This window comes from Rahnella sp. JUb53, from assembly GCF_004346065.1.
Classification (GTDB): domain Bacteria; phylum Pseudomonadota; class Gammaproteobacteria; order Enterobacterales; family Enterobacteriaceae; genus Rahnella; species Rahnella variigena.
Genome location: NZ_SLYT01000006.1, coordinates 217,440 through 238,498, shown reverse-complemented (window position 1 = coordinate 238,498; position 21,059 = coordinate 217,440). Strand labels below are relative to the sequence as shown.

18 protein-coding genes are annotated in these 21,059 nt (G+C 55.9%); 8 read left to right on the top strand and 10 right to left on the bottom strand.

Annotated elements, in window-relative coordinates:
- The first annotated feature begins 1 nt into the window (after position 1).
- The 8 genes from EC840_RS16075 (at position 2) to EC840_RS16040 (ending at position 8,473) form a co-directional block, all read left to right on the top strand.
- On the top strand, positions 2-877 hold the full coding sequence (locus tag EC840_RS16075; protein ID WP_132966104.1) for an ABC transporter permease: 876 nt from the start codon (positions 2-4) through the stop codon (positions 875-877).
- Between the two features lie 29 nt (positions 878-906).
- Entirely contained in the window at positions 907-2,514 is a 1,608-nt protein-coding gene (locus tag EC840_RS16070; RefSeq protein ID WP_132966102.1) for a gamma-glutamyltransferase family protein, read from the top strand.
- A gap of 172 nt (positions 2,515-2,686) precedes the next feature.
- Positions 2,687-3,601 carry a dihydrodipicolinate synthase family protein gene (locus EC840_RS16065; RefSeq protein ID WP_129639926.1) on the top strand — a complete coding sequence of 305 codons (915 nt, stop codon included), beginning with the start codon at positions 2,687-2,689 and terminating at the stop codon, positions 3,599-3,601.
- A 130-nt stretch (positions 3,602-3,731) separates the two neighbouring features.
- Positions 3,732-4,496 (top strand): siderophore-iron reductase FhuF, encoded by a 765-nt coding sequence (fhuF, locus tag EC840_RS16060; protein ID WP_112291665.1) that lies wholly within the window; start codon positions 3,732-3,734, stop codon positions 4,494-4,496.
- A gap of 116 nt (positions 4,497-4,612) precedes the next feature.
- A complete protein-coding gene (locus EC840_RS16055) occupies positions 4,613-4,951 on the top strand; it encodes a hypothetical protein (RefSeq protein ID WP_013575718.1) in 339 nt (112 codons plus the stop codon).
- Positions 4,952-5,143: 192 nt separating this feature from the next.
- Positions 5,144-6,463, top strand: a complete 1,320-nt coding sequence (locus tag EC840_RS16050) for an MFS transporter (RefSeq protein ID WP_112291667.1) — start codon at positions 5,144-5,146, stop codon at positions 6,461-6,463.
- A 2-nt stretch (positions 6,464-6,465) separates the two neighbouring features.
- Positions 6,466-7,320 carry a MurR/RpiR family transcriptional regulator gene (locus EC840_RS16045; RefSeq protein ID WP_132966100.1) on the top strand — a complete coding sequence of 285 codons (855 nt, stop codon included), beginning with the start codon at positions 6,466-6,468 and terminating at the stop codon, positions 7,318-7,320.
- A gap of 64 nt (positions 7,321-7,384) precedes the next feature.
- Positions 7,385-8,473: an iron-containing alcohol dehydrogenase family protein gene (locus EC840_RS16040; RefSeq protein ID WP_132966098.1), complete on the top strand. Its 1,089-nt coding sequence runs from the start codon at positions 7,385-7,387 to the stop codon at positions 8,471-8,473.
- Positions 8,474-9,090: 617 nt separating this feature from the next.
- On the opposite strand, the gene EC840_RS16035 is transcribed toward EC840_RS16040, so the two are convergent.
- The 10 genes from EC840_RS16035 to EC840_RS15990 all read right to left on the bottom strand — a co-directional run bounded on the left by EC840_RS16035 (position 9,091) and on the right by EC840_RS15990 (position 20,711).
- A complete protein-coding gene (locus EC840_RS16035) occupies positions 9,091-9,990 on the bottom strand; it encodes a LysR family transcriptional regulator (RefSeq protein WP_132966096.1) in 900 nt (299 codons plus the stop codon).
- Between the two features lie 7 nt (positions 9,991-9,997).
- The gene (locus EC840_RS16030; protein ID WP_120162987.1) at positions 9,998-10,819 is read right to left on the bottom strand and encodes a M55 family metallopeptidase; all 822 of its coding nucleotides are present in this window, start codon (positions 10,817-10,819) and stop codon (positions 9,998-10,000) included.
- Between the two features lie 90 nt (positions 10,820-10,909).
- Entirely contained in the window at positions 10,910-11,974 is a 1,065-nt protein-coding gene (locus tag EC840_RS16025) for a P1 family peptidase (protein ID WP_132966094.1), read from the bottom strand.
- Between the two features lie 30 nt (positions 11,975-12,004).
- Entirely contained in the window at positions 12,005-12,916 is a 912-nt protein-coding gene (locus EC840_RS16020; protein WP_112292021.1) for an ABC transporter permease subunit, read from the bottom strand.
- 9 nt (positions 12,917-12,925) lie between these two features.
- Complete coding sequence (locus EC840_RS16015; RefSeq protein WP_112292023.1) at positions 12,926-13,846, bottom strand: ABC transporter permease subunit; 921 nt, start codon at positions 13,844-13,846, stop codon at positions 12,926-12,928.
- Positions 13,847-13,911: 65 nt separating this feature from the next.
- Positions 13,912-15,456 (bottom strand): glutathione ABC transporter substrate-binding protein, encoded by a 1,545-nt coding sequence (locus EC840_RS16010; RefSeq protein ID WP_129639918.1) that lies wholly within the window; start codon positions 15,454-15,456, stop codon positions 13,912-13,914.
- Between the two features lie 36 nt (positions 15,457-15,492).
- On the bottom strand, positions 15,493-17,361 hold the full coding sequence (locus tag EC840_RS16005; protein ID WP_132966092.1) for an ABC transporter ATP-binding protein: 1,869 nt from the start codon (positions 17,359-17,361) through the stop codon (positions 15,493-15,495).
- A gap of 30 nt (positions 17,362-17,391) precedes the next feature.
- Positions 17,392-18,357 (bottom strand): N-acetyl-D-Glu racemase DgcA, encoded by a 966-nt coding sequence (dgcA, locus tag EC840_RS16000; RefSeq protein WP_132966090.1) that lies wholly within the window; start codon positions 18,355-18,357, stop codon positions 17,392-17,394.
- The gene (gene dgcN / locus EC840_RS15995; protein ID WP_132966088.1) at positions 18,357-19,367 is read right to left on the bottom strand and encodes an N-acetyltransferase DgcN; all 1,011 of its coding nucleotides are present in this window, start codon (positions 19,365-19,367) and stop codon (positions 18,357-18,359) included. Before dgcN ends, dgcA begins: the two co-directional genes overlap by 1 nt.
- Positions 19,368-19,640: 273 nt before the next feature.
- The gene (locus EC840_RS15990; protein ID WP_120162993.1) at positions 19,641-20,711 is read right to left on the bottom strand and encodes a porin; all 1,071 of its coding nucleotides are present in this window, start codon (positions 20,709-20,711) and stop codon (positions 19,641-19,643) included.
- Positions 20,712-21,059 lie beyond the last annotated feature (348 nt).

Here is a 21,059-nt window from a genome sequence, read left to right as displayed (position 1 = left end):
GATGACTGTATCTGTGATTTCCGTGACAACGTCACTCTCGGTTCGCGAACCTAACCGTGTGCTGCGCAAATTTTTGCGTAATAAAAGCGCGGTGATTGGCGCAGTACTGGTCGTCACCTTCGCCCTGCTGGCTTTACTTGCACCGTGGATTTCACCGTTTGATCCGATCAAAGCTGATTTCATGGCAGTGCGTAAAGCGCCTTCTGCCCTGCACTGGCTGGGTACCGATGAGCTGGGCCGCGACATTTTATCGCGCCTGTTCTGGGGGGCACGCACGTCGCTGATGGCCGGTTGTGTGTCGGTGATTATCGCGATTGTGATTGGCGTGCCGCTCGGCCTTATCGCCGGTTTCTGGCAAGGCTGGCTGGACAGCGTGATTTCCCGCGTGGTTGAGGCGCTGCTGTCGTGTCCGTTTCTGGTGCTGGCGATCGCGCTGGGCGCGTTCCTCGGTCCGAGTCTGGGCAATGCGATGATCGCCATCGGACTTTCCGCCATGCCGATTTTCGCCCGCCTGACGCGAGCGCAGGTGATGAGTATCCGCAACGAGGAATACATTGAAGGCGCGCGGGCGATTGGTCTGCCCGACCGCTGGATCCTCTGGCGCTATGTGCTGCCGAACGTGCTGTCACCGATTCTGGTGCAGGCGACGCTGGCGATTGCCTCGGCGATCATCACCGAAGCCAGCCTGTCGTTTCTCGGCCTCGGCCAGCAACCGCCGGGCGCCTCCTGGGGTGCGATGCTTAATACTGCGCGCAGTTTCCTCGAGCAGTCGCCGTGGATGTCGATTTTTCCCGGTCTGGCGATTTTCCTGACCGTACAGGGTTTCAATTTGCTGGGTGACGGGCTGCGTGATGCGCTCGACCCGCGTTCTGAATAAAACATTTGCCGCTTTTTTAAGGAAGAAACATGTCTGAGAATTACGATTTTAACGTAGCTTATCCGACCCTGCGTCCGTCGATGATGGGGGCTAATGCGGTCTGCGCGTCACAACCGCTGGCCGCACAGGCCGGTATGAAAATGCTGATGCTGGGCGGAAATGCCGCCGATGCCGCCATCGCCACCGCCATCGCGCTGACCGTGCTTGAACCGAGCGGCAACGGCGCAGGCAGCGACGCGTTCGCTATTATCTGGGACGGCAAAAAAGCCCACGGACTGAACGCTTCAGGCCGCTCACCCGCCGCGTGGACACCGGACTATTTCGCCGCTAAAGGTCTGGACGCCGTGCCGACTTACGGCTGGGATGCCGTCACCGTACCGGGCGCAGTCTCCGGCTGGGTGGCGCTGGCAAAACGCTTCGGTACCCTGCCGCTGACCACGCTGGCACAGCCGGCGATTGATTATGCCCGTAACGGTTTTCCGGTATCGCCGCTGATTGGCCGCCTGTGGGAAATCGCGGTCAAAAAACTGCATAACCAGCCGGGCTTCATGGAGTGTTTCGCGCCCGAAGGTCGTGCGCCGAAAATCGGTGAAATCTTCCGTAATCCGGCACTGGCGGATTCATTAGAGCTGATCGCCAAAACCGAAGGCGAAGCGTTTTATCGCGGTGAACTGGCAGAAAAAATGGTGGCGAACAGTCAGGCCCACGGCGGCGCGCTGACGCTGGACGACCTGGCGAATCACAAAGCCGACTGGGTGGAAACCATGCAACAGTCTTTCGCGGGCGGATCCGTTCATGAACTACCACCGAATGGTCAGGGTATCGCCACGCTGATCGCACTGGGCATTCTCGACAAACTGGATATCGGCAGCCAGCCGGTGGACTCGGTCGAAACCACGCACCTGTGCATTGAAGCGATGAAACTGGCGCTGGCGGATTTGGATCAGCACGTCACCGACAGCGAGCATATGTTCTTCGATCCGCAACTGTTCCTTAACGACGATTACCTGGCTCAACGCGCGAAACTGATCGACCGCAGCAAAGCCAGCGACGTGACCTACGGCGCACCGCGTCCGGGCGGCACCGTGTATCTGACAGCGGCCGATTCCAGCGGCATGATGGTCTCTTTCATTCAGTCGAATTACATGGGCTTTGGTTCCGGCGTCGTGGTGCCGGGCACCGGTCTCAGCATGCAAAACCGTGGCTGTGGATTTACTCTCGACACGGCACATGCCAACTGTGTCGCACCGAATAAACGCACGCTGCATACGATCATTCCGGCCTTTGCACAGGACGCCGCAGGTAAACCGCTGATGTCATTTGGCCTGATGGGCGGTCCGATGCAGGCACAGGGACATCTGCAACTGGCGCTGCGCGTGATGCTGTATAAACAAAATCCGCAGGCCGCGATAGATGCGCCACGCTGGCGGATCAACGGCGGGCGTCAGGTGGCGATCGAATCGACGTTCAATCACAATACGCTGGCTGCACTGCGCGCGATGGGGCATGAGCTGATCGTCGAAGACCCGCTCGGGGGCCATTCATTCGGCGGCGCGCAGGTAATTGTCACTAATCCGGCAGGCGGCTATCTGGCGGGCACCGAATCGCGCAAAGACGGACAGGCGCTGGTGATGTAGTTTTGGTTTTCCTTCCTCTTTTATGAGAGGAAGGAATTAATCCGCCTTTGTGACTTCCCTTCCAAATATTCGCTAAATCTATGTAATTCGATCCCATCGCTATAAAAAGTTGAAACAGCGTTCTATAAATGGAGTGTTGAGTACTTTGCACTTTCATATGGAGAACGAATGTATGACCAGTCCACTGTTTCATGGCGTGATCCCACCTGTCGCGACAATCCTGAATGAGAACGAGCAGCTTGACCGTCAGGGGATGGCGCGTCTGATTGATTTTACGATTGCAGGCGGCGTAAACGGCCTGTTTTTTCTCGGCAGTGCCGGGGAATTTGCGCATATGTCACAGGCGCTGCGTCACGAAGTGGCGGAGTTCTGTACTCAGCATGTCGCAGGACGCGTTCCCGTTCTGATTGGCGCAGCGCATCCGGGCACAGCAGAAACGCTGGCGTTCGCGCAGCACGCGAAAAGCATCGGCGCGGACGGCGTGGTGGTGGTGAATCCTTATTACAATCCGGTGACTGAAGAAGCGCTGTATCTGCATTACCGCACGATTGCTGAAAACGCGGGTTTACCGGTAATTATGTACAACTATCCGGGGCTGACCGGGCAGCCGTTGCCCGTCAGTCTGATCAAACGTCTGGCGCTGGAATGCCCGAACATTGTCGGCCTGAAAGACACCGTCGACAGCCTGAACCACATCCGCGAAACGATACAGGCCGTGAAACCTGAGCGCCCTGATTTCGCGGTGTTCTCCGGGTACGATGAATATCTGTTCGGTACGCTGATCCTCGGCGGCGATGGTGCAATCCCCGCCAGCGCCAATTTCGCCCCGCAGCTGACCTGCGGAATTTACCGCGCCTTTAAAGAGAAAGATTTCGCCACCGCCGTCGCACTGCAACAACGGTTGTCATTTCTGCCGCCGCTTTACACGCTGGATACGCCAATTTATAACGTCATTAAATACGCCATTTCACAGGTCATCAGCGGAATGCCGGTGCATTCACTCAAACCGGCTCTGCCGCTGAGCAATGACAAACAGAAAATTGTGCGTGAGATTTTGAAACAAGCGGGTGTCAGCGTCGTCTGCTAAACCCCCTCCCGGCCTCCCCTGAACAGCGGGAGGCAAAAACCCTCAATCTAAATCGAAATCATTACTATTCCGCTTTAATATTCGTTACTCTATTCCCATGATTTACCAAGCCGAATGACTTCATAACGCAATGATGCAAACACTCCTCGACAGTTTCCGCGAAACGCCTGTGAGCTGGGTCGCCGACACTTTCAAACCGATGTCGCCGCTGGTGACTAACGCCGTGCCGATGTCGCATCTTACGACGGCGGAAGGTTGTGCCAGCGTGCTCAAACGCTATCTGGACGCCAATGCGGCCGATGCCGCGAAGTGCGATACACGCCGGGCGCGGATCTCGATGTGGTCACAATGGTATTTCGCCACCCTGCTGCCAAGCTGGGTGATCGTCTCCTTGCGCCATGGCTGGCAGTTACCAATCGCTGCTGAAAATGTCTATCTGTGTATGCAGGAAGAAGGCTTACCGGCGCAGATTTATCTGGATGGCGAAGGCGAAGCGCTGACGTCTGCCGAGCCTATGGCGCGTTTCGATGTGATGATCGAGCAGCAATTACGCCCTGTTTGCGAAGCGCTGGCCGAATTCTCCGGTCTGAAACCAGGCATTTACTGGAGCAACGCCGCAATACGCGTCGGCTGGGGCGTCAAACAGGCGGAACTGGTCAATGCCGATATCTCTGACGGTATGCAACTGATGGCGTCGCGGGAGCTGCGTTATGGCGGCAAAAATCCGTTATTCCAGCCGCTGCGTGCGGAAGATCCCTCCGACCCTGACAGCCCGCAATACCGCAAGCAATGTTGTCTGCGCTACGATCTGGCCGATCACGCCATGTGTCCTTCCTGCCCGTTATTGCTAGCAGAGCGAAAATCTGGCAAAAGACGTAAAACTCTCGCGGAGTAATTTGCAGATCTGCCAGCCACTTACAAAACCTGAATAAACTTAGCGTAAAAAATGATTGGATCTTAGCAGCGGATAATTATAAGAATTGGGTTATATAGACCAACGAGGTATTTATCATGACTATGAAAACACCGAAGAGCTGGCCCTCCGCTCTTAACTCGCTGGCCTCAGAGGTGATTGATTCTCTGGCGCAACCCGTTAACCGCGTATGGAATACGTTAACTGGCAAGCAAGAACCGCTCAGAGCAAGGATTGTTCATCGTTACGCGATTCCGTCTTCCCGGACGATCAGCGTCACGGAAGGATTCTTCGGATTTATTCCGGTGGAATCTTATGAGAACGAACGTTTTATTCTGGAAGTCGCTTACGCTGACAAACAGTATCAGGTAGAAGTCCCGCGGGCTTACTACCAGAAAAGCAATATCGGTGACGGCATCGACATCCACACGCTGTAATCGCACCGCGTTAAACAGGCTGCTCCTTCCGAGGCGCAGCCTTTTTTTATGCCAAAAAACCTGCCTGACCCCACACTTCCCGCTTTTATTTTGTTCAATACATGAAAATTATTGACATAATAATCACCGAAATTTAGAAAATTATTTACATCTTAATTCGCCCGCCCTTTTCTTTTTCTTGTGAGGTTTATGATGACCCGCCAGGTTTCTCCCGCAGTCGCCAGCGCCAGCCAGTCACGTCGCGCACTCGTCGCCGGTTCGGTCGGCAACTTTATTGAATGGTATGAATTCGGTGTCTACGGCTATCTGGCGACGATCATCGCCGGTAACTTTTTCACGCTGGAAGGCCAGACCGGCATGACCGGTTTGCTCCTGACGTATGCGTCGTTCGCGCTGGCGTTTTTCTGCCGTCCGGTTGGCGCGATTATTTTTGGTCGCATCGGTGACCGCATTGGCCGCAAGCCGACACTGATTGCCGTCGTTCTGCTGATGACACTCGCCACGGCGATCATTGGTTTGCTGCCGACGTACGCGCAGATTGGTGTGGCCGCCCCGCTGTTGCTGACGCTGATGCGCATGTTCCAGGGCTTGTTTGCGGGCGGTGAATTTGGCGGAGCGGTGTCGCTGATGACCGAATTTGCACCGAAAGGTAAACGTGGCATTTATGGCGCGTGGCAGTCGTTTACCGTGTCGCTGGGCTTGCTGACCGGCGTAGCGCTGGTGGCGTTGCTGGTTCAGACGTTGCCTGAAGCGCAGATGAAAGACTGGGGATGGCGTGTTCCGTTCCTGCTGGCACTGCCGATGGGGCTGGTGGCGCTGTATCTGCGCCTGAAACTCGATGAAACGCCAAACTTTGTCGCCAGTAAAAAAGCAGAGCCGAAAGTGCAGAAAACGGCGGCGGAAAAAGCCTCTGCCATTGCCACCGCTAAGGCCATCGCGCTGGGGATTGGGCGCATGATGGGCTGGTCTGCGGGCGGTTATACTTTCCTGGTGGTCATGCCCTCTTATCTGCAAACCTCGCTGCACGCCACATTTTTACAGGCGCTGGTAGCAACCGTACTGGCAAACGTCGGTTTCGCGCTGGCTATTCTGCCCTCCGGCTGGCTGAGCGATAAAATCGGTCGCAAGAAAGTGATGATGATTGCCGTATTCGCGGTGATTGTGCTGAGTTTCCCGCTGCTGCATCTGCTGCAAAATCCTGAAAGCAGCCTGCTGGCAAAAGGCATTGCGGTGCTGATTGCCGGTGCAACGATCGGCATGATTGCCGGTCCGGGTCCGGCGATGCTGGCGGAAATGTTCCCGACCCGCGTGCGTTATACCGGTCTGGGATTATCCTATTCATTGTCGAACGCCGTGTTCTCCGGCTGTGCGGGACTTATCATCACCGGCCTGATTAAAGAAACCGGCAATCTCGATATTCCGGCGTATTACGTGGTCGCCACCTGCGTGGTCAGCCTGTTTGCGCTGATGTCGTTGCGCAAAGACGACCATTTACGCGATCTGGACGAATAACCATGAGTGACACCCATTTGCAGGCGCGACTGAACGCATTACAGGGCAGCTTTTCTCCGGCGGAAACGCGCATCATCACGATGATCCGGCTCGACCCGCCGGGCGTCGCCAATATGGGTGTGACGGAGCTGGCAAAGTCCGCGGAAACCAGCACCGCCACGGTGGTACGCACCAGCAAACGGCTCGGTTTCAGCGGCTATCCGGCGCTGCGGCTGGCGTTAGCGGCAGAATCTTCCAGCCCGATGCCTGTCGATATGCCGCTGGCCGCGAATATCGGCGAGAACGATTCGCCTAAGCAAATCCTGCAAAAGCTGCTGGAATTTGAAGTTAAAGGCGCGAATGAAACCACGCAGTTACTGAGCGCGGTGACGCTCGAACAGGCAGTGGCGTTTCTTTCGCAGGCCCGGCGGATTGATATTTACGGCGCCGGTGCGTCGGCGCTGGTCGCGCAGGATTTCTGCCAGAAACTGCGGCGTATCGGCGTTGTCGCCCAGACTTACGGCAGCACCGATGAAAGTCTGGTGAGCGCCTGTCAGCTTGCTGCCGGGGATGTCGCGCTGGCGATTTCTCACTCCGGTAAAACCGCCGGTGTGGTGGAAGCCCTGTCGCAGGCTAAAGCCGCCGGCGCAACGACACTGGCGATCACCGCCAATGGTCGCGCCGCCGTCGCCCGCAAAGCCGATGTTGTGCTGCGAACCAGCAATCGCGAAATGGGTTTTCGTGCCGCTGCCATGGCCAGCCGCACCAGCCAGTTGCTGATTATCGACTGCCTGTATATCGGCGTGGCGCAGCGTCTGCCGGGCGCGCGTGAGGCATTGCGCAAAACTCACGAGGCGGTACAACAGCACCGCCGCTGATATTCCTCCGTTACACGGCGCGCCTTCTATACTTCATAAAACACTCCGGTTTATGAGGGCATGCATGTTCACCCATCGTTTGGTATTTCCTGCCAGCGTCCTGCGCGGACGCGGCGCCATTAAACATCTGGGCGCGATGTGCGGACGTTTAGGCCAGCGGGCAATGTTAGTGGGCGGCCAACGCGCCATTGCCAGCGTCGAGGCGAAAGTCGCCGATCAGCTTGAGCAGCAGATGGTCAGTTATCTGGGCAGTGAAATCTTCGGCGGCGTCTGTTGTCAGGAGGAAATCAACCGGCTGGCCGACGTGTTCCGCACGCAAGGCGTGGAAGTGATTATCGCCACCGGCGGCGGCAAAGCCCTGGACACCGCCAAAGCGGCTGGCGTGGCCTGTAATATTCCGGTAGTAACCTTACCGAGCATTGCAGGCACCTGTTCAGCGGTGACGTCGCTGGCGTTCCGGTATCATCAGGACGGTGAGTTCCGCGACATGATGCCGTTACCCTGCGGCCCCGCCGCCGCGGTCATCGACGCTGATTTGCTGGCAACAGCCCCTCTTGAATGGCTCTCGGCGGGGATCGGCGATACGCTGGCAAAATGGTATGAATATCGCGCCATCAGCGACCTCAGTCAGCTTACCGGCCTGGCGGGTGTCGCCCGAACCAACAGTGAACTCTGCTATACGCTTATTGAACACTTCGCCGCTGACGCCTGTTTTGCGGTGCAGGACGGCAAAGCCAACAACGCTCTCGAACAGGTACTCGACGCCATTTTCCTCTACGCCGGACTGACTTCCATCATGAGCAACGGCGCCCACACTGGCGCTTCCCACGCATTATATGAAGGTTTCACCGCCTGCCCGAAAACCCGACACATCGCCCATGGTTTGCTGGTCGGCTACGGCAATCTGTGCCTGCTGGCACTGGAAAACCGCAGCGACGAGGAGTTGCTGACCGCTATCGCCCTCGCCCGCGCCAGCGCCGTTCCCACGCAGTTAGCGCATATCGCGACAGATCTGACGGAGCAGGATCTGGCGGTGATTATCGACCGGAGCCTGAGCACGCCGGATATGGCGAACATGCCAGGCGATATTACATTTGAAGATGTCAGGAGGGGGATTGAGAGGGTTGAGGTACTCGGGGCAAAAATTAATTAGTTTTTTGCACATGCTGTGCAAACTGGCATTAAGGTCAACACCTTGGGTTGCCACCCAAACTGGCCTTAAGGTCAAGGTCGTGGGCTCGCCGCCCACACTGGCCCAGAGGACGCGTAAGCGCGCGCCCTCTGGACTCCCGCGCTTTTTCACTGCGCGCTTCGCTGGCTGGCTATGTTTCAGGTATCACCGCGACAGGCTGGAAATCTTGCCGCTGCGCGGTCCCTTCTCTCGGTCCTGGAGCCTTGGGTCTCCAGGCCGCTCCGTTCAGCAAGATTTCTGAATCGCCCGCACGATCTTAAATTCAAAGGCAGACAGTTTTTAGATTTCAACATCAGTCAGGTTGTGAATTAAGAGCCTGAGGCCGGTTCCAAAATACCGCCGGACGAGAGGTGGAAAACCGCGCATCTTTTTGCGCGGGTTGTAACCCGATGGGAGGGAACCGCGCAGCGGCGGGATTTTGCGGCTATCACTGCGGCTGATGAAACATAGTCAGCGAGCGGAGCGCGCAGTGAAAGAGCCCGGGGGGTCTTGGGGGGCGGCGGCGATAAGCCGTCCCCCAAGTCGGTGTGGGCCGACGCCCACGACCTTGAATTTGAATTTGAATTTGAAATTAAAAACTAAACGGGATCGAAAGGCACTCCTTTCAACTCCCCCACTTTTTGTTTTATCAGCTGCCTCAACCTCAGCGATGCCTGCGATGCCGGCTGGTCCCGCCTGCTCAGCAGAATCACCTCAAACGGCAGCGGTTCCACCACCGGCACAATCTTCAGCTGATCGACATACCGCCGGGCGGTAAAGGTATCGACCACACCAACACCACCACCAGCCAGCACCATGTCAGCGATCACCGAGTAGGTTTTGATGAACAGCGCAGAATGCGGCATCAGACCGTTTTCACGCAGGACGCGGTTGAGCACCTGACCCAGCGGATCCTGCTGCTGCAACATCAGCAGATCGTTGTCACACAGCCAGGCGAGCGATACCGGCCCTTCGACGTCCGAATCTTTTGGCAGCAGCGCCACCATATTGCCCTGATAAATCGACTCAGCGACCAGTTCCTGTGTGGCCTGCTCGCCGAACGCCAGCGCGAAATCCATTTTGTATTGCAGCAGGTCCTGACTCAGGGTGTTGAAATGTCCGGTCACCAGTTCGACGCTGCCGCCGGGCGTCTGACGGCGGAAATCAACCAGAACCGGTGCCATCACGCTGTGCCCCAGCGCGTGCGCAGAACCGATGCGTACATGCTGGCCTTCGCCTTGTCGCAGCTGTTCCGCCAGTTCGCCGATGGCCTGAATATGGCTGAAAAGCGCCTCGACTTCCGGCATTAACCGCCGCCCTTCCGGCGTCACGATTAATCCCTGCGGCGTTCGGTCGAACAAGGTAAAACCCAGTTGCTGCTCAGCGTGATTCAGTACGCGGCTGACGTTGGGCTGCGACACGTTGAGCAAACGCGCCGCGCCGCTGACGCTGCCCGCCTGTAAGACCGCCTGAAACACTTCGATGTGGCGTAAACGCATTCCTGCCCTATTTCTGCGTGGTCGCTAAGTACGAGAAGGCACTTAACAGGCTGATAATGTTGGCGACGGTCGGGCTGTGATACCCGACAGTGACCGCATCAAGACGCTCAACGCCCGGGATCAGACAAAACAAATCTGCCAGTACCGGTTTAGCGGTCATCAGCTCAAGATGATAAGGCGCGCTGAATCTTGCGGCGGTGAGCGGTGCAGGTTTGCTGACCGCAATAGTCGCCTGTTTGCGGATTTTGGCACAGGCGATAGACGGGCTGTCAGACTCGGCCGCATTGGCGGAAATCGCCCGTTTGACGCAGACATATTGCGATTCAGGGTAATAACGGCGGATCCAGGTTTCGAGGTGATCGTCGCCGGTCACCAGCCACAATGGAACGTTGAGTTCCGCACCGGCAGCGGCGTATAAGTCGCTTTCGCCGACCACGTTGCCGTTGAGTTTAACGCGGTAAAAGGCGCGGCCATTAATGGTGTGCGCCAGTACGCCGTTTTCGCCCGCGGCAGTGTGATAGCCGACAAACATCAGGCCGTCGTATTGCTGTTGCTGCAATCCTTCGACCATTGACAATCCGCGCGGTTTACCCTGTACCAGACGGGCACGCGGGTCGATTTTATCGGCACGCAGGTTTTGCATCATTGCGTGGCTGTCGGCAACGGTGACTTCCATCGCGCCACCGGCAAAAGCGCCGTCGATGGCGGCGTTGACTTCACCTTCCATCAGCGCACGGGCAGCGTCGTAATCCGCATTACCCGGACTGCATTGTTCCGGGCGCATTACGCCTGCAATACCTTCAATATCCGCAGAGATAAACACTTTCATTAGTCGTTCCCTTCTTGGTTTGGTTACCAGACGGAGGCGAAACCCACACCCCATCCCAGCCTTCCCCTCGTGAGAGGGGAAGGAGCCAGGCTAGTTCGCCAGATTATCTAATACTTCACTCAACCCCAGCCGGTAATGTCTGTCGAATCCACAGACGGTTTCTGCACTCATCAAGGCATCAATAATAGCGTGTTCTGTGGCATCTGCCGCCAGCGCCAGTAAAGGTTCCAGTTCGGCATCCGGTAATGTGACACCGTCACGTTTCGTGGAAAACGCCAGCGCGATATCCCCTGAGCCATGCCCCCAGTAACTGCCGAGACGGCCTAACCCGGCACCGGCGCGTTTGGCGATGCGTCCGAGCTGGCGGCTGTCGAGATAACGGTCGCAGGCCATCACAATAATGATCGAACCCGCATCAGCCTGCGGGGCCAGTTGCGTCTGGATTTGGGCGATGGCATCTCCGGCGCGCACGCCGTCGAGGGTCAGTTCAGAGAGTTTGCCAAAGTTCGCCAACACCAGTACGCCTAATGTCGCGTTAAGCGTTTCGCACCAGCGTGAGGCCGTGCCGATGCCACCTTTTAATCCGAAGCAACTCATGCCCCGTCCGGCACCCACGCTGCCACGGGCGAATGTTTTTGTCGCGCCGTCGAGTGCGGTCAGCGCATCGTCTTCACTGACTGCCATCGCCTGAATATCGTTTAAATAGAAATCGTTGCACTCAAGGATAACCGGATTGATGGTGGAATCCGGGCGGCCAATTTGCGGGAATTGCTGGCAGCTGCGTTTCACCATCGCGTTGAATAATGTGCCAGTGGCGAAGGTATTGCTGAGCAGCACCGGCGTTTGCAGTTCGCCCAGTTCCATCACCTGAATCAGCCCCATCGGTTTGCCGAAACCGTTTAACACCGCCACGCCGCACGGCAGTGGTTTTTCATACAGATTATCGCCGGGCGGCACGATGGCGGTGACGCCGGTCTGCACATCTCCGGCGGCCAGCGTGCTGTGTCCGACAGTCACGCCGGTCACATCAGTCAGTGAATTGGTGGCACCACAAGGGAAGCGCGGGCGAAAAATCTGGCGCGAGGTGCGCCAGCGTTGCAGCAAAGCAGACAGCGCCTGCTGCTGAAATTCATCTTCATGTTGTTGCGGATGCATCAGTTTTCCGTTTCAGCTGTTCAGTGGCTATTACTTTTTCAGTTTAGGATCCAGCGTATCCCGCAGCGCGTCGCCCAGCAGATTAAATGCCAGAACCGTGAGGAATATCGCCAGCCCCGGGAACACGCTGACGTTCCATTTTCCCGCCATCATCATATTGCGGCTCATCGCCAGAATATTGCCCCACTCCGGCACGTCCGGTTCCGGCCCCAGACCGATAAAACTCAGGCTGGCGGCCGTCAGAATACTGGTGCCGATACGCATGGTGAAATAGACGATCACATTCGACAGCGTACCCGGCAGAATATGGCGCAAAATCACCACCCTGTCCGGTGCGCCTACGCAGCGAACCGCTTCGACGTAGGCACTTTGTTTAATCGATAACGTGGCGGCACGCACGATGCGGGCAAATACCGGCACGCTGAATACCGCGACCGCGATGATCACGTTATTCAGCCCCGGTCCGAGAATAGCCACGACGGCAATGGCCAGCAACATGCCCGGAAAGGCAAATAAGACGTCGGAACCGCGCATGATCAGCATATCGAGCCAGCGGCCATAATATCCGGCCAGCAGTCCGAGCAATACACCGGCGATCATGCCGAGCGTCACGGAGAAAATGCCAACATAAAGGGATATGCGCGCGCCATAGATGATGCGGCTGAGAACATCTCGTCCCAAATCGTCGGTGCCAAACCAGTGCTCCGGCGTCGGGCCGACACCCAGCGCCATCCAGTCCGGCGTCATCGGGTCGAAAGGTGCCAGCCACGGCGCGAATATCGCCACAAGCACCAGCAGCAGGATAAATCCGCCGGACACCAGCGCCATTGGATGGCGAAGAAACGTGTGGAAAAAGTCATACCACGGCGAACGGATATCATCGTTTTGCGAGGCTACCGCAGCCGGTGTGGTTTCTTCCAGCACAGAGACAGGATCGGTCATGAGCAGCTCCTAACGCAGACGGATTGCCGGATTTACCACCGCATAAAGCAGGTCAACCAGCAGATTTATCAGAATAAATTCAAACACGAACAGCATCACCAGCGCCTGAATGACCGGCTGATCCTGCGTTTTGATGGATTCAATCAGTAACCAGCCGAGCCCCGGCCAGCTAAATACGCTTTCGACAATAATTGAGCCGCCGAGCAAAAAACCAAACTGCAAGCCGAGCATGGTGATAATCGGGATCAGCGCATTGCGCATGATGTGTTTCCACGTCACCAGCCGCGCACGTAATCCTTTGGCGTTGGCGGTGCGCACGTAATCTTCCTGCGCCACGTCGAGAAACGCCGAGCGGGTGAAGCGCGCCATCACTGCCGCCACCGAGGAACCGAGGGTGATCGCCGGTAAGATAATGTCAGCGGGCGAATTAAAGCCGCTGACGGCGAATATCCCGAACGGCATGGCGACAAACTGGATCAGCAATAACCCGAGCCAGAACGGCGGCATGGAAATTCCACCGACCGCCATGCTCATCAGTGTCCAGTCCTGCCATTTTCCTCGTTTGAGCGCTGACACCACGCCAATCACCAGCCCGAGCACCACCGACCACGCGAAGCCCGCCAGCGCCAGCAACAGCGTTGGCATAAAACCGCTTTCAATCACACTTAACACCGGCTGACGCGTGCGATACGTCGTGCCCAGATCGCCGTGAACCATACCGTTCAGCCAGTGCCAGTACTGCGCGGGCAGCGGATCGTTAAGGCCAAGCAGTTGCCGTGCTGACTCAACCGCCTCAATCGGCGCATCCTGTCCGGCGTAAATACGCGCAGGGTCACCCGGCAGCAGCTTGATAAAGCCGAAAACCAGCAACGACACCACCAGTAAAACGGGGATCATTTCCAGTATCCGGCGGATAAAATAGGTCAGCATAAAAGTGTTTCCCTGAATTCGGTAAGCAGCCTCCCCGCACACGGGGAGGCGATATTGCAAAACGCTTATTTAAACTGTGCCTGATTAAAAATCAGCGAGCCGTCGGCCAGCATATAGACGCCGGAAAGGTCTTTGCTTTTGCCGACCAGATTGTCCGGTACGCCGAGATAGGCCACCGGTGCATCCGCCCACAACAATTTCTGGGCATCGGCATACGCCGCTTTGCGTTTTTCGACGTCAGCGGTTTGCAGACCGGCGGTGATCGCCGCATCCACCTGTTTGTTGCTGTAATAAGAGACGTTATACGCGGACGGGATCCAGGATTCGGTGGCAAACAGCGGACGCAACGCCCAGTCTGCATCGCCGGTCGAGGCCGACCAGGCGCCGTAATACATTTCTACTTTCGCCTCTGCCGGTTTCGGCGTGCTCCACAGACGCTGCGTCAGCGTACCGGAATCCATTGGCACCAGTTTCACGCGCACACCAATCAGGGAAAGCTGTTGCTTCAGGAACTGCGCGCTGCGGATACGGTCGGTCTTGTTCGAGCTCCACATTTCAACGTCAAAGCCCTTTTCATATCCGGCTTCTTTCATCAGCGCTTTGGCTTTGGCAATGTTATAGCTGTAATCCGGCGTGGTTTGTTTCTGATAGAACTGGACATTTTTCGGCAGCGGCGAAGTGGACGGCGATCCCAGACCGGCGAAACCGACTTTCAGCCACAGATTGCGGTCGATGGCGTAGTTAATCGCCTGACGGACGCGCACATCCGAGAACTCTTTTTTCTGCGTATTAAAGGCGATGTAATACAGATAGATGCCCGGATCCTGCGCGATATCCAGCTTCGGATCGCTTTTCACCGTATCCACCAGATCGGACGGCAACGGATAGACCGCGTCCACGCCGCCGGATTTCAGTTTTGCCACCTGTGTGGAATCTTCCGGCGTCGGATACAGCGTGACGGAATCCACTTTCGGCCAGCCTTTCTGCCAGTAGTTGTCGTATTTCACCAGCTTGACGTCTTTACCCTGCTGCCATTCCACAAACTTGAACGGGCCGGTGCCGACCGGATGCACACTCAGATCCTGCTCATTCGGATATTGTTTCAGGGATGCCGGGCTGTGCATGACCGCAGAAGGATGCGCGAGGGTGTTGATCATCGCGCCGAACGGTTTGTTGAGGGTGATTTTCACCTGGTACGGGCTGACGGCTTCGACGGATTTAATCATGCTGAACAGCGAGTTACGTTTCAGGTGACTGGCCGGATTAGCCAGACGATCTAGGTTAGCTTTTACCGCGTCGGCGTTGAAGGGCGTACCGTCCTGGAAGGTCACGTCGTGGCGCAGATTGATGGTAAATTCGGTGGCATCGCTGTTACTGGTGTAATCGGTCGCCAGCACCGGCACGACGGCCATCTTGCTGTCGAACTGGAACAGGCGTTCAAAGATGCCGCTCTGAATGGAATAACTCAGCGTATCGGTGGTGTCGTGCGGGTCGAAACCGGTCACGTCCGCATACATGGAAATACGCAAATCTTTGGCCTGAGCGGACGCCGCAAAGCAAAGCGCCAGTCCGGCGGCAAGCAGGCTCTTACGCAGTAAAGTCGAATGCATGGTGTTCTCCTGTGTGTCCCAAAAAAGAAAGTTGAGTTATCCCTGTGCGACCCAGTGATGTTCACTGACGCGGGAATATTTGAGTTTTTCTATCTGTACACCCGCCGGATGCACCGGCGATTTCACTTCCACATCATCGAACTGACGCAACGCACGCTGCGTCGGATCCGCCACCGGCACCGAACTGAGCAGGCGTCGGGTATAGGAATGTTGAGGATTACTAAACACGTCATCGCGGGGACCAATCTCCACAATCTGTCCGCTGTACATCACCGCTACGCGGTTGGCGATACGCTCCACGACGGCCATGTCGTGCGAAATAAACAACCACGCCACGCCGGTATCGCGCTGTAAATCCATCATCAGGTTGACTACCTGCGCCTGAATCGACACATCCAGCGCCGACACCGCTTCGTCAGCAATAATCACCTGCGGCTGCAACGCCATCGCGCGGGCAATGGCGATACGCTGACGCTGTCCGCCGGAGAATTCGTGCGGATAACGCCGCGCATGGGAAGGTTCAAGACCGACGCTTTTCAGCAACTGATTCACTACCGGCGTGGCGTCGGCCAGCGACTTTTTCAGGCCGTGCAGTAACAAGGGTTCGGCAATGGAAAAGCCGACGGTCAGGCGCGGATTGAGTGAAGCGTAGGGATCCTGAAACACCATCTGGATCTGACGGCGCACCGCCTGAAACGGCGTGTCGCGCATCAGGGTAATTTCTTTGCCTTCGAGATGAATGCTTTCGGATTCACTGCCGACCAGCCGTAAGATTGCGCGGCCGGTGGTGGATTTGCCGCAGCCACTCTCGCCTACCAGCGCCAGCGTTTCGCCCGGCCAGATGGAGAAATCAATTTGCTCAACGGCGTGGACTTCTTTGGTCACGCTTGACAATACGCCGGAACGGATCGGATAGCAGACGCGCAACCCGCGCACGTCGAGCAGCGGTGGCGCAGCATAATCAGCGGTTTTCTGGTCGTCTTCCGCTGGCGGAATGTGAGGCAGATCACCTGCAACCGATTGCTTTTCGGGCGAAAAATTTTGACCGGTTTTGGCGGCTAACAGCGGGAAGCGACGCGGCCATTTCAGTCCCTGCATATCACCCAGTTTCGGTACGGCGGCCAGCAATGCGCGGGTATACGGATGCTGGGCGTTGGCGAAAATCTCGGTCACGCTGCCCTGCTCCACGACTTTGCCCTGATACATCACCACCACACGATCGGCGATTTCCGCCACCACGCCCATGTCATGCGTAATGAACAGAACCGACATCTCGGTGCCCTGTTGCAGGTCGCGCAGAATTTGCAGAATGCGCGCCTGCACCGTGACATCCAGCGCGGTTGTTGGTTCGTCGGCAATCAGCAATGCCGGATCACAGGCCAGCGCCTGCGCAATCATCACCCGCTGACGCATGCCGCCGGAGAGTTCATGCGGATAACATCTGAGGATGCGTTCGACGTCAGGAATACGAACCTGTTTCAGCAATTCACGGGCTTTATTCAGCGCCGTGGCTTTACTGGCGATGCCATGATCCAGCAGCCCTTCGGTCAGCTGATCGCCAACGCGCAGCACCGGATTGAGCGAGGTCATCGGCTCCTGAAAGATCATCGACATTTCCTGGCCGCGCAGCTTCCGGCGTGATTCTGCGGACATCGACGTCAGCGCATGACGCGTGCCGTTACGGCCAAAAAATTCGATACTGCCCGCGTCAATGTGCGCCGAATCCGGCAGCAGCCCCATGACGCTCAGTGAGGTGACGGACTTACCAGATCCGCTTTCGCCGACCACCGCCACCACTTCACCTTTATTCACCGAGAAGGAAACGCCTTTCAGCGCCTGCGTTTTGCCTTGCCGGCCGGAAAACGTCACCGACAAATCGTTAATCTGCAAAATGGGCACTGTCATCAATAAACGCCTCCTTTATAGGCTGAACTGTTAAAGCCAGACTTCACCGTGTTCATAACGCAATGCCGGTTCGGCATCCTGCGACAGCCAGATTGGCCCGTCGAGATCGACACGTTCTGCCTGCACCGCCACCGGCAGCGCGGCTTCCATGGCGATGGAAGAACCGAGCATGCAACCGACCATAATCCGCAAACCGAACTGCCGCGCCACGCCGGTCATCGCCAGCGCTTCTGTCAGGCCACCGCATTTGTCGAGCTTGATGTTGATCATCTCGTAACGGTCGCGCAGGCCTTCGATATCGGCACGTTCATGACAGCTTTCATCGGCGCAGACAGGAATGGGATGCAAACAACGCACCAGATCGTGGTCATTACCGGCAGGAAGTGGCTGTTCGATCATCGCCACGTTCAATTCATGCAGCGCCTCAAACACACTGCCGAGATCTAAACCCGACCAGGCCTCGTTCGCGTCTACCACCAGCGTGGCGTGTGGCGCAGCGGCGCGGATTGCCGCCACTTTCTCTATTATCTGCTCGCGGTCGAGTTTGATTTTCAGCAACTGCGCGCCACCGGCAACGGCCACTTCTGCCGCTTTCGCCATATTTCCCAGTGAATCCAGGCTCAGCGTTTCCGCGGTAATCACGGAAACAGGCTTCGGCATATCAAGCAGTTGCCACAGGTCCTTGCCCTGTTTTGCCGCATCAAGACGCCACATTGCACAATCGAGGGCATTACGCGCCGATCCCATTGGCAACGCCTGCTGTAATGCGTCGCGGCTCAGCCCCTGTTCCACCTGCGAGCGGATAAGCTCAAGTTGTTCGCACACGCTTTGTGGCGATTCCTGATAACGGGCGGTCGGCGTGCATTCTCCGACGGCGGTAAATTCGCCGTCGGTCAGGGAAACGCGCACCACCGTGACAGCGGTGCGTGTACCACGGGAAATCGCAAACGGCTTTGCCAGCGGCAGTTCGACGGACTGGAAAGTCATCTGAGTCATCAGCCGTTGTCCTTAATCCATTGCGCGATATTTTTGATGCCAAAACGCACCGGGTCAGTGGCAGGCACGCCGAATTCTTCGCTGATTTCAGCCAGCGCGATTTTCGCTTCTTCTTCGCTGACCGCCGACGTATTCAGCGAGAAACCGGCGATTTTGACATCCGGGCTGGTGAGGCTGGCAGCCGCCAGATTGGTATCAAGGCACTGACGCAGCGTTGGCATAAACTGGTGTGGCAGATGGCGCATATGCGGGCGACCTAGCTCATGACACATCACCAATAAATGCGCCTGCGCGCCGTGGATAAGCCCCATGCTGACTCCGGCAAAAGACGGGTGATACAGCGAGCCCTGACCTTCGATGATGTCCCAGTGAACGTCGTCATTGGCCGGAGACAGCGCTTCGACCGCGCCGGAAATAAAATCGGCAATCACTGCATCAATCGCAATGCCCGCTCCCGCCACCAGCACACCGGTCTGGCCGGTTGCGCGGAAATCGGCTTTTAAATCCAGTTCACGCATGGCCGCTTCCAGCGCCAGCGAGGTGTACATTTTGCCGACCGAACAATCGGTACCGACGGTGAGAATACGTTTACCGCTGCGTTTTTTGCCGGTGCCGGTATCAAGCTCCGGTTGCATGTGACGCACGTCAAACAGCGCTACATGATGCTCTTTAGCCAGTTCAACCAGCTCAGGAATGTCGTTCAGCCCCTGATGCAGGCCGTTGGCGACGTTAAGCCCGGCGCGGATCGCCGCTTTGATCGAATCCAGCCAGTGTGTCGGTAATTTACCGCCGGAGTTCGCGGTGCCCAGCACCATGGTTTTCGCGCCCTGCGCTTTGGCCGTTTCGATGTCGAGTTCGGGCAATCCCAGTGACACCGAATCCGTCGCCAGACGAATTTGCCCGACGCAGGCTTCAGGACGCCAGACGTGAATGCCACGCGCGGTTTTCGCGGCCAGCGGATCCATCACATCACCAAGGAATAAAAGATACGGCTTTGGAATTTGCTGCATGTCAGTTTCTCCGGGATTCTTTTTTTAATGGGTTTTAATAAGACCCGGTAAATATTCCACGGGAGAAAGCGGCTGACGAATACTTGTTTGGCTTTGGGGTATAACCTGCGGCTATAGGCTTAGCTACATGAATTTATTATGGTTATTTGAAAATGAGGAACGCGGTCAGGGAGGGAGAAATGACAGGCACAAAAAAAGGCAGAGCCAATGAAACTCTGCCTTTGCGATTACCTTTTTCAGACACAGAATGGGGTAATAATTTAGTTCACTAACTTAGAAGCGGTAAGTCAGTGCTACAGCAACGATGTCATCAGAGCTTACGCCCAGTTTGTTGTTGTCATCGATCTGGTTGATCATGTAGTCAACATAGGTGTACATGTTTTTGTTGAAGTAGTAAGTCGCACCGATTTCGAAGTATTTAACCAGGTCTACATCGCCGATACCGTTTTCAACATCTTTCGCTTTAGACTGCACGTAACCGATTGACGGACGCAGACCGTTTTCGAACTGGTACTGTGCCACTAACTCATAACCCTGAGTTTTGTTCGCGTAGCCGCCTGGGATTGGTGCCAGGTTACGGGTTTCGTTATACATTGCAGACAGATAAATCTGGTTAGCATCGTATTTCAGAGCCGTTGCCCATGCAGACGCTTTATCACCGCCGCCGATAGCGGAGTCACTTTGTGCGTTAGTACGGTCAGATGAAGAACCTGCGATAACAGCACCGATGCCGGAACCTGCGATATCTTCATAATCGATGGATGCGCCGTAACCGTCGCCGTTCGCTTTAGTAGATGCACGACCGTCGCCTTCGTTTTTACCCTGGTATTGCAGGGCAATGTTCAGGCCAGTGACCAGACCGAAGAAGTCCTGGTTACGGTAAGTGGCCAGGCCGCCTGAACGACCTACCATGTAGTTATCGGAGTTAGCGGTATCACCACCAAACTCTGGCAGCATATCGGTGAAGCCCAGTGCGTCGTAAACAACACCGTAGTTACGGCCGTAGTCGAAAGAACCGAAATCTTTCACTTTCAGGCCAGCAAAGCCCAGACGGGTTTTGTTACCCAGGTCGCCCTGAGATTCTGCGTGGTTAGCCTGAATGTTATATTCCCACTGGCCATAACCGGTCAGTGTGTCGTTAATTTGAGTTTCGCCTTTAAAGCCCAGACGCGCATAAGTCATGTCGCCGTCAGAACTTTTGTCATCGGAGAAATAATGCTTAGCGGTTACGCGACCGTAGAGGTCCAGTTTGTTACCGTCTTTATTATAAATCTCAGCTGCATTCGCGGTAGAACCCACTGCAATTAAAGAGACCGCTAAGGCCAACACACTGCGCTTCATCATTATTTAAGTTTCCTTGATTTTTTTATAAAGGATTTCTCATGCCCGTTCTTTTATAGGACTGAAATATCGGGCTGTGAGTATTTGTACATGTTTTAAAATACGTCTGTCTGTAAAACGATTTGAACCTTAACACTGAGCACGAAAAGTTAAAATGGAAAAGTTCGCCTCGATAAGTCTTTTTTGAGTAAAGAGTTGTAACATCATGTTTCTACCATAAGGCGCTAAGCCCCTGATTATATGCGGTTTTCGCATAACAATTTGCACCATCACAGTGCATTGCACCATTAATGTGCAAATAGTTTGTAAATTTGTAAAGTAGTTGCAAGCGGGATCACCTTTATCAAAAGG